The organism is Ruegeria sp. HKCCA6707, from assembly GCF_013033515.1.
Classification (GTDB): Bacteria; Pseudomonadota; Alphaproteobacteria; order Rhodobacterales; family Rhodobacteraceae; genus Ruegeria.
On the sequence record NZ_WQEG01000005.1, the window covers coordinates 251,444 to 267,065 of the forward strand.

At 58.7% G+C, this 15,622-nt stretch carries 19 protein-coding genes; 10 read left to right on the top strand and 9 right to left on the bottom strand.

Going from position 1 to position 15,622, the window contains the following annotated elements:
* Window positions 1-4: 4 nt before the first annotated feature.
* From GOW40_RS14100 to GOW40_RS14120, 5 genes are all read right to left on the bottom strand, one after another.
* Window positions 5-1,459 (bottom strand): efflux RND transporter periplasmic adaptor subunit, encoded by a 1,455-nt coding sequence (locus GOW40_RS14100; protein ID WP_171100847.1) that lies wholly within the window; start codon window positions 1,457-1,459, stop codon window positions 5-7.
* Window positions 1,460-1,566: 107 nt separating this feature from the next.
* Window positions 1,567-2,109, bottom strand: a complete 543-nt coding sequence (moaB, locus tag GOW40_RS14105; RefSeq protein WP_171130977.1) for a molybdenum cofactor biosynthesis protein B — start codon at window positions 2,107-2,109, stop codon at window positions 1,567-1,569.
* Between the two features lie 6 nt (window positions 2,110-2,115).
* The gene (locus GOW40_RS14110) at window positions 2,116-2,736 is read right to left on the bottom strand and encodes a LysE family translocator (RefSeq protein ID WP_171130980.1); all 621 of its coding nucleotides are present in this window, start codon (window positions 2,734-2,736) and stop codon (window positions 2,116-2,118) included.
* Window positions 2,733-3,332: a metallophosphoesterase gene (locus tag GOW40_RS14115; RefSeq protein ID WP_171130982.1), complete on the bottom strand. Its 600-nt coding sequence runs from the start codon at window positions 3,330-3,332 to the stop codon at window positions 2,733-2,735. The genes GOW40_RS14110 and GOW40_RS14115 overlap by 4 nt, the downstream gene beginning before the upstream one ends.
* Window positions 3,329-4,096, bottom strand: a complete 768-nt coding sequence (locus GOW40_RS14120) for a uracil-DNA glycosylase family protein (RefSeq protein WP_171130984.1) — start codon at window positions 4,094-4,096, stop codon at window positions 3,329-3,331. The genes GOW40_RS14115 and GOW40_RS14120 overlap by 4 nt, the downstream gene beginning before the upstream one ends.
* Before the next feature lie 72 nt (window positions 4,097-4,168).
* Between GOW40_RS14120 and GOW40_RS14125 the strand changes: the two genes are divergently transcribed.
* The 8 genes from GOW40_RS14125 (at window position 4,169) to GOW40_RS14160 (ending at window position 9,946) form a co-directional block, all read left to right on the top strand.
* Window positions 4,169-4,804 (top strand): scavenger receptor class F, member 2, encoded by a 636-nt coding sequence (locus GOW40_RS14125; protein ID WP_254444450.1) that lies wholly within the window; start codon window positions 4,169-4,171, stop codon window positions 4,802-4,804.
* A gap of 59 nt (window positions 4,805-4,863) precedes the next feature.
* The gene (locus GOW40_RS14130; protein WP_171130988.1) at window positions 4,864-5,799 is read left to right on the top strand and encodes an aspartate carbamoyltransferase catalytic subunit; all 936 of its coding nucleotides are present in this window, start codon (window positions 4,864-4,866) and stop codon (window positions 5,797-5,799) included.
* Window positions 5,796-6,314, top strand: a complete 519-nt coding sequence (locus GOW40_RS14135) for a hypothetical protein (protein ID WP_171130990.1) — start codon at window positions 5,796-5,798, stop codon at window positions 6,312-6,314. Before GOW40_RS14130 ends, GOW40_RS14135 begins: the two co-directional genes overlap by 4 nt.
* A complete protein-coding gene (locus GOW40_RS14140) occupies window positions 6,299-6,685 on the top strand; it encodes a hypothetical protein (RefSeq protein WP_171130992.1) in 387 nt (128 codons plus the stop codon). The genes GOW40_RS14135 and GOW40_RS14140 overlap by 16 nt, the downstream gene beginning before the upstream one ends.
* Before the next feature lie 454 nt (window positions 6,686-7,139).
* The gene (pyrC, locus tag GOW40_RS14145; protein ID WP_171130996.1) at window positions 7,140-8,420 is read left to right on the top strand and encodes a dihydroorotase; all 1,281 of its coding nucleotides are present in this window, start codon (window positions 7,140-7,142) and stop codon (window positions 8,418-8,420) included.
* Window positions 8,420-9,025: a glycerol-3-phosphate 1-O-acyltransferase PlsY gene (gene plsY / locus GOW40_RS14150; RefSeq protein WP_171130998.1), complete on the top strand. Its 606-nt coding sequence runs from the start codon at window positions 8,420-8,422 to the stop codon at window positions 9,023-9,025. The genes pyrC and plsY overlap by 1 nt, the downstream gene beginning before the upstream one ends.
* Window positions 9,022-9,297 (top strand): hypothetical protein, encoded by a 276-nt coding sequence (locus GOW40_RS14155; RefSeq protein WP_171100824.1) that lies wholly within the window; start codon window positions 9,022-9,024, stop codon window positions 9,295-9,297. Before plsY ends, GOW40_RS14155 begins: the two co-directional genes overlap by 4 nt.
* Before the next feature lie 172 nt (window positions 9,298-9,469).
* Window positions 9,470-9,946, top strand: coding sequence for a YHS domain-containing (seleno)protein (locus GOW40_RS14160; protein ID WP_171131000.1), 477 nt, complete (start codon window positions 9,470-9,472; stop codon window positions 9,944-9,946).
* 57 nt (window positions 9,947-10,003) lie between these two features.
* Here the strand turns inward: GOW40_RS14160 and GOW40_RS14165 are convergent, their stop codons facing one another.
* From GOW40_RS14165 to GOW40_RS14175, 3 genes are all read right to left on the bottom strand, one after another.
* Window positions 10,004-10,987 carry a quinone oxidoreductase gene (locus GOW40_RS14165; RefSeq protein ID WP_171131002.1) on the bottom strand — a complete coding sequence of 328 codons (984 nt, stop codon included), beginning with the start codon at window positions 10,985-10,987 and terminating at the stop codon, window positions 10,004-10,006.
* Between the two features lie 66 nt (window positions 10,988-11,053).
* Window positions 11,054-12,040 carry an NAD(P)H-quinone oxidoreductase gene (locus tag GOW40_RS14170; RefSeq protein WP_171231060.1) on the bottom strand — a complete coding sequence of 329 codons (987 nt, stop codon included), beginning with the start codon at window positions 12,038-12,040 and terminating at the stop codon, window positions 11,054-11,056.
* A gap of 60 nt (window positions 12,041-12,100) precedes the next feature.
* Window positions 12,101-12,793 carry a COQ9 family protein gene (locus GOW40_RS14175; protein ID WP_171131006.1) on the bottom strand — a complete coding sequence of 231 codons (693 nt, stop codon included), beginning with the start codon at window positions 12,791-12,793 and terminating at the stop codon, window positions 12,101-12,103.
* A gap of 110 nt (window positions 12,794-12,903) precedes the next feature.
* On the opposite strand from GOW40_RS14175, the gene rpsU reads away from it, so the two are divergent.
* Both rpsU and GOW40_RS14185 read left to right on the top strand, forming a co-directional pair.
* Window positions 12,904-13,110 carry a 30S ribosomal protein S21 gene (gene rpsU / locus GOW40_RS14180; RefSeq protein WP_005614280.1) on the top strand — a complete coding sequence of 69 codons (207 nt, stop codon included), beginning with the start codon at window positions 12,904-12,906 and terminating at the stop codon, window positions 13,108-13,110.
* A gap of 343 nt (window positions 13,111-13,453) precedes the next feature.
* The gene (locus GOW40_RS14185) at window positions 13,454-14,545 is read left to right on the top strand and encodes a CAP domain-containing protein (RefSeq protein WP_254444451.1); all 1,092 of its coding nucleotides are present in this window, start codon (window positions 13,454-13,456) and stop codon (window positions 14,543-14,545) included.
* A gap of 52 nt (window positions 14,546-14,597) precedes the next feature.
* Here the strand turns inward: GOW40_RS14185 and ppk2 are convergent, their stop codons facing one another.
* A complete protein-coding gene (gene ppk2, locus GOW40_RS14190; RefSeq protein WP_171100815.1) occupies window positions 14,598-15,515 on the bottom strand; it encodes a polyphosphate kinase 2 in 918 nt (305 codons plus the stop codon).
* Window positions 15,516-15,622 lie beyond the last annotated feature (107 nt).

Consider the following 15,622-nt stretch of genomic DNA (forward strand, 5'->3'; position numbering starts at 1 on the left):
GTATCTAGCCCCCGGCTCGGGCTTCAAGCCGTTGCACCAGGGATGCGGGAACGCTGGCCTGGCTGAGTTGCCCCAGAAGCCGCTGCTTTACCGCCTCGGGCATCCTGCCGCTGGATTCGACCAAAGCCACCAGTTCAGCCCGGCGCTCATCGGACAGCTCCAGCATCTCGGGTACCGAGGCCGCTTCGGCCTCTTGCCGCAAGGGTCTGACACGGACACCAGAACCCAGCAAAGGCGTGCGGCCGATGACGACCTCTCGGCCTGCCAGGCCCTCGCCGCGCAGCAAAACTTCATCACCTTGTCGGCGGATCAACTCAACCGCCAGGGGCTCTAACCGGTCGTCGCCAGCCAGAACCAACACGTTTCCGGTTGCATCCAACACTGATGACGGCAGGCGCACCACGTTGTCCAAAGGCAGTTCTTCCACCGAGACGGTAACGAAATCGCCCGGCTTGAAGCCCGCTGCCTCGTCCAGCCTTGCAAACAGCAAACGCCCGGTCTGCCCTTCACCCGCCGATCCGCTGTCGCGGCTGATCCGGCCTGTGGCCACCAGATCCGTCCCGGTAACATCCAGCGACACGGTGACAGGCGCCTTTATCAAGTCGCCATTCTGGTCCAGCAGGCGAACAAACTGCGCGGTTGAGACCCGGAATGCGACCTCAAGCGCGTTTGGGTCCACCAGTTCGGCCAGTTTTTCGTTGGCCGAGACCAACCGCCCTTCGACCAGAGTCACCTCGGTTAGCGTCCCCGCAAACCCGGCATAAACCGTCATGTCATTCAGATCGCGTTCTGCCGCCTCCAAGGCAATCACTGCACGAGACAACAACGTTGTCGCCTGATCCACGCGCGATTCCGCTTGCGCCAATGCGATCCGGCTGGACAGAACCGCCTGATTGGCCGAGGTCAGGGCCAGCTCGGCCTCCTCCACCGAGGCCGCAGCCCCGACACCACGATCCAACAGGTCCTGCTGACGCTGCAAGGCCCGTCCGCGCAATTCAACCTGTGCCTCTGCGGCGCGCAATTCATCTTGCGCCAACAACAATGAACGCTCGGCATCACGTTCCTCGAACTGGGCATCCAGCAGATCAGATTTGGCGCGATCCAGTGCAGATTGCGCATCTGCCGGGTCCAGCTCGACCAGCATTTCACCTGCGTCGACCGAACCGCCATCCTGGAAATCTTCGGCCAGCGAGACCACGCGCCCACCCAGCGCCGCGCGCAATTCCAGGCGACGGCGGCTTTGAACCTGCCCGAAGGCCTCGAGATACGGTGTGACCGTCTCAGGCTCGGCCGTGCGCACGCTGACCGCAAAAACCCTCTCACGGGCCTGCGGCGGTTGATTTTCGCGTGAAACGACATCCTGAACCGCGCCCGAGATCAGCTGAGCGGCCACAAGCAGCAGCCCCAGCGTCAAAAACGCCAGAAACACGCCCACAAGACTTTGCCTTAGAAATCGCATCAGTCAGTTCACTCCGGTTGCGCGCCGCTGCCTGTTACAGATGGTAGCCGGGCAATCGCATCTGCCAAGCCACAATGGCTTGATCCAGTGTTCAACGCAGTACCAGACTACTTCCGTCGCAAGTGTTCGTCCAATCTGGGCATTATTTCCACAAAATTGCAGGGGCGGTGCCGATAATCGAACTGTTTTTCCAAAATAGCGTCCCACGCGTCTTTGCAAGCCCCAGGGCTGCCAGGTAGTGCAAACAGGTAGGTTCCGCCCGCCACGCCACCCGTGGCCCTTGATTGGACCGCAGAGGTTCCGATCTTTTCCATCGAGACGATAGTGAACACGGTGCCAAAGGCATCGATCTCTTTTTCGTACACATCCCTGTGTGCCTCGACCGTGACATCCCGCCCGGTTAGCCCGGTACCTCCGGTCGACAAGACAACATCAATCTGGGGATCCGCGACCCAGGCACGCAGTTGATCGGCAATCTGGTCACGCTCATCCTGGATGATCTTGCGGTCGGCCACCACGTGACCCGCCTTTTCAATCCGGTCCACCAAGGTTTGTCCCGATCGGTCCTCGGCCAGAGATCTTGTGTCCGAGACCGTCAGCACCGCGATGCGAACGGGAATGAATTCAAGTGTTTCGTCGATACGCGACATGCGGGGTTACGCCCTTTCCAGAATGGCAAGCCGGAGCGCTAGCGCCGCGAAAATGCTGCCCGTGATCCAGCCCAGAATTCGAGAAGCGCGCGGATTGCCGACCAACATACGCCCCGTGCCGCCGGCAAAGATGCCCACAAATCCGTTCACGACAAAGCCGCCCACGGCGATGATCACGCCAAAGATCAGAAACTGCATCAAAACCGAACCTGCGGATGGGTCAACAAACTGTGGGATAAACGCCAGCACAAACAGAATGACCTTTGGATTGGTCAGGTTCACCAGCATCCCATCCCGAAAGGCGCGGCTCATGGGGGCAGCCGGTGTTTCGGGGGCAACGGCGCCGTTGCGAAACGCGCCCCATGCGAGGAACAGCAGATAGCCCACGCCGAACCAGCGAATGACGTCAAAGAGCCAGGGCAAGGTTGCAACCGCGGCGCCCAAGCCCAGCCCAGCCAGAAGCACATGTACCATCACGCCCGTGGAAACCCCGGCGCTGGCGGCAATAGCGGGGCGTGGGCCCGACCTCAGACCCTGACCGAAACAGAACATCATATCGGCACCGGGCGTCAGTCCAAGCACAAGGGCCGCCGGAATGAAGGTCAGCAAAGTCGCTGTTTCGATCACGATCCCACCTCGAACCAATTCACTGTAGGACCAAGATTTGCCAGCTGGGTCTGGCCCAGATGGCCGCGATAGCCCCAGCTATCATGGATATGGCCAAACACTGCCAACCCAGGCTGTATTCGTTCGATCGCATCGCGCACAGCTATCGACCCTACCGACTGGCCCATCGAGGTTTCATCCCCACAGCCCTTGGGCGGAGAGTGCACGATCAAGACATCTGCGGAAACGCACCGAGCCAGCAGTTCAGTGGCCGCGCCTTCGGAAAGGTCGCAAGACCACTCTCCGAACGGTGTTTCCGGGACACCGTAACCAAGGCCGAAAAGACGCAGATCGTCTAGCTCCATGCCTGACCCATGCAGGACGTGAAAACCTTCCGGCACCGTATCAGACAACTCCTCGGCGCTTTCGGCATTGCCCGGTACCAGAACCAAAGGCGCTGCCATGCCAGACAACATCGCCATCGCTTCATCCAGTCCCTGCCGCATGTTGCAATAGTCTCCGGCACCCACCACCAGATCCGCCGCCTCACTGGCCGCAACCAGATCGGCAGCCCGGCTGCGCGCCATGTGCAGATCGGAAAAAGCCAGAATTTTCACGCCCCACCTCGCAATCGCGCTTTCAACTCCAGCAGATCGGCCCAGGCCTGTCGTTTCATTTGCGGCTGACGCAGCAGATAGGCCGGGTGAAACATCGGGATCACGGGCAAGTCCAGCGCCTGGTCCCAATTGCCGCGCAACCGGGTGATACCGCGTTTGCCCAGCAGCGCCTGACAGCTGATATTGCCCATCACAACAAGGATCTCAGGCTTGGCCAGGGCAACGTGACGCTCCAGAAACGGGGTCATCATGCCGATCTCTTCCGGTTTGGGATCTCTGTTTTGCGGCGGCCGCCAGGGCAGCACATTGGTGATATAAACGTTCTGCGCCCGGTCTAGATCAATCGCAGCCAGCATCCGATCCAACAATTGCCCGGCACGACCCACAAAGGGTTTGCCCTCACGATCTTCGTCACGCCCCGGCGCCTCGCCGATAATCATGACCTTTGCCCCCGGGACACCATCGGCAAACACCAACTGCCGCGCGCCGCGTTTCAGCTCGCAATAGGCAAACGCGTCCATGGCTTCGCGCAGGGCTTCAAGCGATTTCGCACCGCTTGCGGCCGCCTTGGCCACCGCAACAGGATCTACTGCCTCGGGCTTGGCGGGCGTCGCAGGTGCAGCCACCGGGGCCTTGGGTTTGGGGGACGTGTCAGGCAGGTCATAGCGGTTGATCGGCTCGTCCCCGATCGACTCGGTCACGCCAAGTTCGATCTGCCAGTCCAGCAGCGCGCGTGTCGCATAATAATCCAAGCCCGATTCCATGCGGCTAATTTACCTGCATCCCGGCTGAGGGAAAGCGAATAGACCTTGCCTTGATACCCAGACCTGTTGACCATGGACGCTGTTATGTTCCAGATCCTGCGCCTTTTGCTGATCGGATTGCTGCTGACATTGGCCAGCGGGCCCGAGGTTTCAGCCCAGCTTCTGGGTCGCGACAGCCAGTGCCGTGCCGGGCAGTTCCAATGTGGGCGGTCGTGCTGTTCCCCCGGTGAGCGGTGCAGTTTCGACGGAAACTGCATCCCTCTGGGCCACAGCTATTGCGGTGGTGGACGCACGTGCGGACCGTTCGAGCGTTGTGTTGCAGGCGGTGCGCGCTGCGCTCCTGCCGGGGCCAACGCCTGTAACTCGCGCCTTGACTGTCCGGGTGGCAGTACCTGCAACGCCCGTGGCGAATGCGAGCGCATCCGGCCTGAATTTGACCCCACTCCGGCCCCGCGCACGCGCTGTGACGATGGGCTGACCTGTGCGCGGGGCTCGACCTGTCTGCCCGGTGGCGGATGCTCGCGCCCGGGGTGGTTCTTGTGCGAAGAAACCGGATCACAATGCCGCCCGGGCTTCAAATGCTCGGCCCATCAGGGGTGCGTACCTGTCAAAGCTGTCGATTGCGGCTATGGCAAATGGTGTAAACCGGGTGAGCAATGCCTGCCCGATGGCGGCTGCGAGAAACTGCCGGACGGCACCGATCCCTAGCTTGCTTTGAACTGCGCAGCTTTCTATAAGCGGCCCGATTGTCCGACAGGAGCCCGCCCATGCGTTTCGCCCATCGTCACCTTCTTGGGATCGAGCATCTGTCGCAATCCGATATCACTGCCATTCTTGATCTGGCTGAGACCTATGTCGACATGAACCGCCAGTCGACAAAGCGCTCGGACGTGTTGTCAGGACTGACGCAGATCAACATGTTCTTCGAAAACTCGACCCGAACGCAGGCCAGCTTTGAACTCGCAGGCAAACGCCTTGGGGCGGATGTGATGAACATGGCGATGCAGGCCAGTTCGATCAAAAAGGGTGAGACACTGATCGACACGGCGATGACGCTGAACGCAATGCATCCGGATCTGTTGGTGGTGCGGCATCCGCATTCGGGCGCGGTGGACCTGCTGGCTCAAAAGGTGAATTGCGCGGTGTTGAACGCGGGCGATGGGCGGCATGAGCACCCAACACAGGCCTTGCTGGACGCACTGACCATTCGCCGTGCCAAAGGACGGCTGCATCGGTTGAACATCGCGATCTGCGGCGATGTCGCGCACTCACGGGTGGCGCGGTCGAACCTGATCCTGCTGGGAAAAATGGAAAACCGGATCCGCCTGATCGGCCCGCCAACACTGGTGCCCGGCCAATTCGCCGAATTTGGCGCGGAAATCTATGACGACATGAACGAGGGCCTTCAGGGCGTCGACGTGGTCATGATGCTGCGCCTTCAGAAAGAGCGAATGGATGGCGGTTTCATCCCCTCCGAACGCGAATACTACCACCGCTATGGGCTGAACGCCGAGAAGCTGGCGTTGGCCAAGCCCGATGCCATTGTCATGCATCCCGGACCGATGAACCGTGGGGTTGAGATTGACGGCACGCTGGCGGACGACATCAACCGATCCGTCATTCAGGAACAGGTCGAGATGGGTGTCGCCGTGCGTATGGCGGCGATGGACCTGCTGGCCCGCAATTTGCGAGACGCCGCATGAGCCCTTTGAAGGTTGCCCCCAACGAACGCGGCGTGCTTCGCTTATTCGCGCTGGATATGCCGCCCGAAGAAGCCAAATTCCAACGCGAACCCGGTGCGGCCGATCAGATGCTGGGGATCGTGGGGCTGGTGGCAGACCAGATCGATGTTTTCCCGGTCTCCGACCTCGAAGACATGGGGCTTTATGGCTATCTGCACGAAGGCTGCGGCGTTTCGCTGGATCAACTGGACCGGACTGCGCTTGAGGCCGTCAAGGGCTGGGTCATGGTTGTCCGCAGCGCGGCTTTTGGTGGCCGCGCCCTGCGTCTTGAGCCGGACCCGAGGGTGCATCTGATCGGGCCCTATACCGAAGAGGCAACCAACTGGACAGGTGGCAAGATCGAAACAGAAAGCGCCAAGCCGTTTTCGGCCCCGCAAGCAGCCTCTTCAGATCAAAGCCCGCAACGCCTTGGATCTGCGGTTCTGGCAGTGCTTGCTTTGCTGATTATCGGAGGCGCCCTTTGGCTGATCCTGTGACCTTTGCTCCGGACAAATCGGCCTATATCCGCACCTATGCCTGGCTGGCGGCGGTGGCGATGGCTGGTGCGATGATCGTGCTGTGGGTGGTCGGTAACCCCTATGTCTGGACCGGCGCGCCAGCGGGTCTGGCGGCGGTGGGGATCCGGGCGTGGTATCTGGCCTCGGAAGATCTGGCCGCGGTGTGGGAAATGTCGGACACCACCCTAACGGGTCCTGGCCCGCGCACTGTCGCGCTGACCCAGATTGCCGAGGTCAAAACATTGGGCAGCTTTGTCCAGGTCATCACAAAAACTGGCGACAAGCACCTGATCAAATACCAGGCCAACCCCGCCACGACCAAAGCCGCCATCGAAAGGGCAATGCGATGACAGCCAGCAATCTAGATTGGTGGCGCCGTCAATTACCGGAAGACGCGCAAATCATTTGGTCGGGCAGGCCCTATCAGGGGTTTTTTCCACCTCATGTCCGCTGGGCATATGGCATTTTATGTGTTTGCCTGTGCCTGGCCTGGATCGCCAGCCCCTGGTACGCAGATACTGTGCGGGACTATTGGAAAATCGTTGGCTGTACGTTGCTGTTGGCCTTCTACATGTGGTGGGATCGATTCCTTCGGTCACGACGCGTTTACGTTGTGACCGACAATAATGTTTGGTGGTTGAGCGAAGTCTTCCCGGCCAAAAGCCTTTCTATTCACCCCAATCTCAGCTTTTACCGAAGCGGCCAGAACATCGTGTTTTCTCGGCTTAGATTCCTCGTATTCGAGTACCTGACTGACCCAGACGCTGCACTGGCGGCCTTAACAAAAGCCCGAGAATCGACGTCATGACCACCCATTTCTTCATCAACGCCCGCCTGATCGACCCCGAGGCCGGAACGGAAGCGCCCGGTTGGCTACAAGTGGCCGATGGCCGGATCGCCGCAAAAGGCGATGGCACCGTACCTGTGGGCGATCATAAGGTCATCGACTGTCAGGGCCATTGTCTGGCCCCGGGCATCGTCGATATCGGCGTCAAAGTCTGTGAGCCCGGCGAACGGCACAAAGAAAGCTATAAATCCGCCGGTCTTGCCGCCGCTGCTGGGGGAGTGACCACTATGGTCACGCGCCCCGATACGCTGCCTGCCGTGGACACGCCTGAAACGCTGGAATTCGCCACTCGGCGCGCGCAGGCAGATGCGCCAGTGAACGTGCTGCCCATGGCCGCCCTGACCAAGGGCCGCGAAGGTCGCGAGATGACCGAAATCGGCTTTCTGATGGATGCAGGCGCTGTGGCCTTTACCGATTGCGACCATGTTGTCAGCAACACCAAGGTGTTTTCCCGCGCCTTGACCTATGCGCGATCGTGCGGCGCGTTGGTGATTGCCCATCCACAGGATCCGGGCCTCAGCGCCGGGGCTGCCGCCACCAGCGGCAAATTCGCCGCACTGCGCGGGCTACCTGCTGTGTCGCCCATGGCCGAACGTATGGGTCTGGACCGGGACATCGCGCTTTTGGAAATGACAGGCGCGGCCTACCATGCCGACCAGATTACCACCGCCCGCGCCCTGCCCGCACTGGAGCGCGCCAAGCGCAACGGATTGGACATCACCTCCGGTACATCGATCCACCATCTGATGCTGAACGAGCTCGACGTGGCCGACTATCGCACCTTCTTCAAGGTCAAGCCGCCGCTGCGGTCGGAAGACGACCGACAAGCGGTCATCGAGGCCGTTCGGACCGGCTTGATCGACACGATCAGTTCGATGCACACGCCCCAAGACGAAGAAAGCAAGCGCCTGCCGTTTGAAGAGGCGGCCTCGGGCGCGGTCGCGTTGGAAACGCTGCTTCCCGCAGCGCTGCGACTTTATCATGCCGAGCAGCTGGATCTGCCGACCCTGTTTCGCGCCATGGCTCTAAACCCCGCCAACCGGCTGGGTTTGGAGAGCGGACGCCTGACCGCAGGCGCTCCGGCAGATTTGGTTGTGTTCGACCCGGATGTACCCTTTGTGCTGGACCGGTTCGCGCTGAAATCGAAATCGCAGAATACCCCGTTTGACGGCCAGCGGATGCAGGGTAAGGTCACCGCGACCTATGTGGCAGGAAACGAAGTCTACCGGAGAACCTGATGCCCGTATTTGACAGCACCACAGAGCAGCTGATCCTGTGGGCGGCTATCGGTTATCTGATGGGCTCGATCCCTTTTGGCATGGTCATCGCCAAGGTGATGGGTCTGGGAAACCTGCGCAACATCGGCTCAGGCAATATCGGTGCCACCAATGTTTTGCGCACCGGCAACAAGAGTGCCGCAGCGCTGACGCTGATCTTCGATGGGGCCAAGGGGGCCGTGGCGGTCCTGCTGGCGCGCGCTTTGGCTGGCGAAGACGCGATGCAAATCGCGGCGCTGGCCGCATTTCTGGGTCATTGCTTCCCGGTCTGGCTCGGGTTTAAGGGCGGTAAAGGCGTGGCCACCTTTCTTGGGTTGTGGCTGGCTTTGGACTGGCGCGTGGGCATCGCCTGTTGCCTGACCTGGCTGGTGGCCGCAGCGATCTGGAGAATTTCCTCGCTGGGCGCTTTGGCCGCCGCTGCTTTGTCGACCACATGGATCATGGTGTTTTCCGACGGGTCGACCTTTGGTCTGGGGCTTATCCTGACTATATTGGTTTATGCCCGACACAGCACCAACCTTGCGCGGATCAAAGCTGGGACAGAACCCAAGATCGGGAAATCTTGACCAGACAAGACGCGTTTCTGGGCGCCTTTTTTGCTCTGCCGCTTGGGACGTTCATCGGCCATGCGAAAGGGCGGCAGTATGCCGTGTCCCGGTCAGAGTTCGTAGTCGGCAAATCCCACAAGCTTGTCGCGCATGAGCTGGGCGGCACCGACTATATCAGCCTGAACCTCTATCTCACTCAGTCCAGCGGCGCGCTGCTACGCCCGTGTGAAATGTCGCCAGACAAAGTGATAAGCTTCGTTCTTTCCCTGCGCCCGAATGTGCGAAAATGATTGCTGATTGTTCGTCAACGCACAGTCACAATTCATTGAATTGAACGTGAACGCGCCGTCTCCCAATTGGGTTTGCATGGCAGCCAATTACCGGTGCCACGTAAAACAAATCCGGGTCGCAAGGGCAAAATTCAGGTGCTTCAAAGCGGCCCTGTTCACGAAAGGTGAAACCATGAACAAGATCAAATCCCTCATCGGCGGTGTCGCACTGTCCGTCGCAATCGCAAGCTCTGCTCTGGCTGCTGGTGTTGAGCTGAACGCAAGCTCAACCGGTCTGGCGCTGCAAGGCTATGACCCGGTTGCATACTTCACAGTTGGTGAGCCGACAAAAGGTGACTACCGCATCACAGCACTGCACAACGACGCGCTGTACCGCTTTGCCAACGAAGAAAACAAAGCCGCGTTCGAAGCAAACCCTGAGGCGTATCTGCCCGCCTATGGCGGTTACTGCGCGTTTGGTACTGCGATGGGCTTCAAGTTTGACGGTGACCCGAGCTACTGGAAGATCGTTGACAACAAGCTGTACCTGAACCTGTCGAAAGACATCCAGGAACGCTGGGAAGGCGATATCCCGGGCTTTAACGAGCGTGCGGATGCCAACTGGAAAGACATCGCGTACAAGACCCCTGCGGAACTGCAAGAGCAGTAAGCCATTCGGCAAACCTCAGATTGATCGAGCCCGGCAGCGATGCCGGGCTCAGTCGTTTTATGGCTCAAGAACCGTGCTGCCGGTGGTTTGGCGTGCTTCCAATACCCGATGCGCCTCGGCCACCTGATCCAGCGGGAACTGCTGATCGACGTGGATCTTGACCTCGCGACCGTCCACCTTGTTGAACAACCTGCGCGCCATCGCCTGACAGGTCTTGTGATCGGCGATATGGGTGAACAATGTGGGCCGTGTCAGCCGCAAAGAGCCCCGCTGCGCCAGCATCCCCAGATCAACAGGCGGAACCGGACCGGAGGCATTTCCAAACGAAATCATCATGCCCAGCGGTTTTAGGCAATCCAGTGACCCTTCAAACGTGTCCGCACCCACCGAGTCCATCACTGCATCCACACCTTTCCCACCCGTGATTTCGGCGACGCGTTCAACGAAGTTCTCTGTTCGGTAATTGATACAGTACGCCGCGCCATTGAACTGCGCCATGCTACATTTCTCGTCTGTTCCGGCTGTCCCGATCAGGGTGATGCCTTCGGACTTGGCCCATTGGCAGGCAATCAACCCGACGCCCCCTGCTGCGGCATGAAACAGAACCGTGTCGCCCCGCTTGAGGGGTGTGGTCCGGTGAAACAGATATTCCACCGTCAGACCTTTCAGCATCATGGCTGCCGCAGTGCGGAAAGAGATGCTTTCCGGCAAAGGACAAACCTGCGCGGCGGGCATGACCCGCGCTTGTGCGTAGGCACCGGGGGGTGCCGCAGCATAGGCCGCGCGTTGTCCGGGTTGCAGATGCGTCACGTCCTCGCCAACAGCCTCGATCACACCGGCGGCTTCCATGCCCAGCGCGTGGGGCAGCTCGAGTGGATAGAGCCCGCTGCGCTGATAGACGTCGATAAAGTTCAGACCGCAGGCATGGTGCCGAATGCGCACCTCGCCCGGGCCCGGATCACCCACAGGTCTGTCTTCGACCTGTAACACCTCGGGGCCGCCGGTTTCATGGATGACCACTGTTCGCGCCGTTTGCTGCATGCTGCTCTCCCTTTGGTTTGCTGCAAAGCTATCACGGCTGCGAAACAGGGCAATGCATTCAATTGGTCAACCGGCCACCTCAAGAACGATTTTGCCAATATGGCCCGAGCTTTCCATACGTTCGTGGGCTGCTGCTGCCTCGGACAGGTCAAAGCTGCTGTCCATAACCGGCGCGATCTTGCCCGCTTCAAGCAAAGGCCAAACGGCTTCGCGCAAGTTCTGGGCGATCCGGGCCTTGGCCAGATCACTTTGCGGGCGCAGGGTGCTGCCAGTCAGGGTCAAACGTTTGACCATCATCAAGGCAAAATTTACCTCGACAACCGGACCTTGCAGAAATGCGATCTGCACAAGACGACCATCTTCAGCCAGAGCTTTGATGTTGCGCGGGATATAGTCACCGCCGACCATATCCAGGATTAGTTCAACACCGCCTTCCGCGCGCATCGCGGCCACGAAATCCTCATCCCGGTAGTTGATCGCCTTCTCGGCCCCAAGCTTGACACAAGCCTCACATTTTTCGTCGGATCCGGCCGTGGCAAAGACGCGGGCCCCAAAAGCGTTGGCCAATTGAATGGCCGTGGTGCCGATGCCGCTGGAGCCTCCATGCACCAAAAACCGTTCGCCCGCTTTCAATCCGCCACGCGTGAACACATTGGACCAGACCGTAAAGAAGGTTTCGGGCAGGCACGCGGCCTCTTTCAAGCCCATGCCTTTGGGCACCGGTAGACAATGCGCGGCTGGAGTGGCCACATATTCGGCATATCCGCCACCGGGCAGCAACGCACAGACCTGATCACCGATCGCCAGACCTTCGACCCCGGCGCCCAGTGCCACAACCTCACCCGAGGCTTCAAGCCCTGGCAGGTCACTCGCCCCAGGAGGCGGATCGTATGCCCCCGCCCTCTGTAGCGCGTCTGGGCGGTTCACTCCGGCATAAGCAACTTTCAGAACCACCTGACCATGGGCCGGTTCCGGCATGGGGCGTTCGGTCACTTGCAACACATCCGGCGCACCGGGCTTTGTAATTTCAACAGCGCGCATCATCTGGGTCATGGGCAGATCTCCTTTGCCCAATGCCTAGCAGGCCGCACAGCGAAGGCCCAGCCGTTCTGATCACTTTCGCGGGTTCAGCATCCCCGGCAGATCCGTACGCATCCGCATCGGAGCCTTGACCTGGCCCGCCAGCCAATTCGGTACCGCAAGAAATGGCTTGAACAAAGGATTGCCCTGAACCTGCGCCTTTAGCTTTTCGAACTGCATCACGCCTTCGATCCGCCGATCCAGGAACTCCCAGGTCTTTTGATGATCCGGGCTGTCGTCACCCAGCCAGAAGAGAACGGTGGACGAATACACGCCGGACAGGGTGGCGCGTTTGGTATACCAGTTCACATCGTCCGAGGTATCGCCCAGCGCGTCCCAGATCTTGTCGCATGTGCCCCAGATTGCCTTGGCCCCATCCGCCGCATGGGTCGGCAGCGCAAACAGGGTCACACCACGGCGCACCACCTCTTTGTCTTGAACCGCTTGCAGCCGAAAGCGAATGGCAGCCGCGATCTTGTCGCGAAACTTGAGGCCGCTCAGATCTTCGGTCGTGATGCGCTCCAGCATCAATTCATCCCCGCGTGCATGGTAGGCCAGCGCCAGATCGACCGCGCCCCGCGGACAAACCGCGCGCGCCAGCGTGTCTTCTATATCGCAATCAGAAATAGCCGCACGAAAGCTGGCTTCAGACCATCCATCAAACGGGACATGGTTCAAGATGGCATCAAGCAATTGGTTTTTGGCGTCTTCGTAAGTCACGGTCATGGCGTTTCTCCGGGTTCCAAGGCCAGTACTAGACAAGTTAGGAGCGCTTTGCTATACGGCCACCTCCTGCAAATCCTTGCAACTCTATCTAGAAAGGTGGTGACAACCACATGCAGGTTAGTGTTCGCGACAACAATGTCGATCAGGCGCTTCGTGCCCTGAAGAAAAAGCTGCAGCGCGAAGGCGTGTTCCGTGAAATGAAGCTTAAGCAGCATTTCGAGAAACCGTCCGAGAAAAAAGCGCGCGAGAAAGCTGAAGCGATCCGCCGTGCCCGTAAACTGGCACGCAAGAAAGCCCAGCGCGAAGGTCTGCTCTAAGAGCTGCTCAAGCCTCGTCCAGCTTTGGATGACACGATTTGACGACCCCCGAGGCCCCGCCCGGGGGTTTGTCGTTTTTAGACGGAATTCTTGCAACAACAGAGCTTGGCCGAAAATTTCCTATATTATCATAGGCTTGCGGTTCTTTCTCTGAGGCTACCTCGCACATGGTCGGCGATTTTTGACCTCAATTAGTTCAACTTTTGGTAGTATTTTGCCGAGAATCTTTTGCGGCAAAATTGTGACTGCTCTCTGCCAAATTCTCGCCACTAATGTCTCCTCAAAATAACACAACGCACCTGGAGGCAGAATCATGTCCGTCGCAAGTAATCTTGAAAGGCAAATGCTGACGCTTATCAACACAGAGCGCGCAGCCCATGGCCTGAGCCCTGTCAAACTGGAACTGCGGTTGAACAAGGCAGCCGAAGACCACAGCACGTGGATGCTGAACCAAGACATTTTCAGCCATACCGGGGTTGGCGGGTCCACACCTTGGGACCGTATGGAAGATGCCGGATTCGATTTTTCAGGTAGCTGGCGCGCAACAGAAAACATAGCGTGGCAAAGTATCCGGGGCGCTCCAGGGCTGTCTGACGACGTCGTCGACCTGCACAATGCGCTTATGAACAGTCCGGGACATCGTGCCAACATCCTCGATCCAAATGTGACCGTAGTTGGCATCGGTATCGAAGTTGGTGACTTCAATGGCTGGAACGCCATCATGGTAACCCAGAACTTCGCCCGCACGGCTGCCCCCGTGCAACTGGACACCGGCGCAACCCCTCCCCCTCCGTCTGCTCCCGCTCCTGCGCCGTCAGATCCGGTCGCATCGCCTGTCGATCCCGCACCTACAGACCCCGATCCAGTAGAGAAATTTGTTGTTGCGGGCAGGGTTGGCAGTAATTCTGATGACTGGTTCACGCTGAAACCTAACCAAGCCGGCGTCCTGAAGGGACGCGATGGCGATGACCGATTGGTCGGTGCAAAAGGTCAGGACAAATTGTTGGGCCAACAAGGTGATGACGCGTTGTACGGTCGGCAGGGCGCCGATCGCCTCAAAGGCGCCAACGGAAATGACTCGCTCTTCGGCGGTGGTGGTAACGACATCCTCAAAGGTGGCGCCCACAACGACCGACTTGTCGGCGGTGGCGGCAAAGACAAACTGGCTGGTGGTGGCGGAAATGACGTCATGACCGGAGGCCGCGGGGCCGACCAATTTGTCTTTTCACCAGGCATCGATCTTGTGACCGACTTCCAGGGATCGGATGTGATCATCCTCAGGAACGTTCAAACGATCAAAGGCTATAATGACCTGTTCAAGAACCACATCTCGCAATCTGGCGACGACGTCGTTATCGAGGACGGCAAGGGCAACGCGCTTATCCTGGAAGACACGTTGATCGCCGATTTGGACAAAGACAACTTCCTCATTTGAACTGTCGAATGATTAGCCGAGAAAAACACCCCGATGTCTCGGGGTGTTTTTTCTAGTAGATCTTCGGCACGTGCAATTCATCCGGCAAGATGCGCCGTTCATATTCCGGGTTATAGCGGCGGTCCGGTAGAGTGACCTTTTCCTGGGGCACGTCCTCATAGGGGATTTTGGTCAGAATGTGTTCGATACAATTCAGGCGCTCTCGTTTCTTGTCGTTACCCTCGACAATATACCAAGGAGCTTCGGGGATATTGGTGCGGAAGAACATGTCTTCTTTCGCCTTGGTGTAGGCTTCCCACCGAATACGGGATTCCAGATCCATCGGCGACAGTTTCCACTGTTTCATCGGATCGTGAATACGCATGAGGAAGCGCAATTGCTGTTCTTCGTCGGTGATCGAGAACCAGTATTTCAACAAGATGATTCCGGATCGAACCAGCATGCGTTCAAATTCAGGAACGTCCTGAAAAAACTGTTCAACCTGATCATCGGTCGCAAAGCCCATCACACGTTCAACGCCTGCGCGATTGTACCAGGATCGGTCAAAAAAGACGATTTCGCCCGCGGCGGGCAAATGTGGGACATAGCGCTGGAAATACCACTGGCTTTGCTCCCGACGGCTGGGCGCGGGCAAGGCAACAACCCGGGCCACGCGCGGATTTAGACGTTGGGTGATCCGCTTGATCACACCGCCCTTTCCGGCACTGTCGCGCCCTTCAAACAAGATGCACACCTTGGCACCGGTGTGCTGCACCCAGTCCTGAACTTTGATCAATTCCGCTTGCAACCGTAGCAGGTTCTGAAAATAGACTTTCCGATCCAGCATCTCGGGATGCTGCTCGCGATAGATCTTCCGTATCTCCATCGACAGCATCGGTTCGCTGAATTCGATCTCGATATCTTCGTCAAACGTATCCTCAAGCTCGGCCTCCAGCCAATCTTTCGGAGCGTTGTCGTTATCCTGTGCCAAGGTCTTTTCCTTTTCTTCCGTCGGGTTTGGACCGTATCGGGGCTGTGTAACCTGAAAATGTCATTCGACTGAGATACAAGTTCAAATTGGATGATATTCTATCAGCC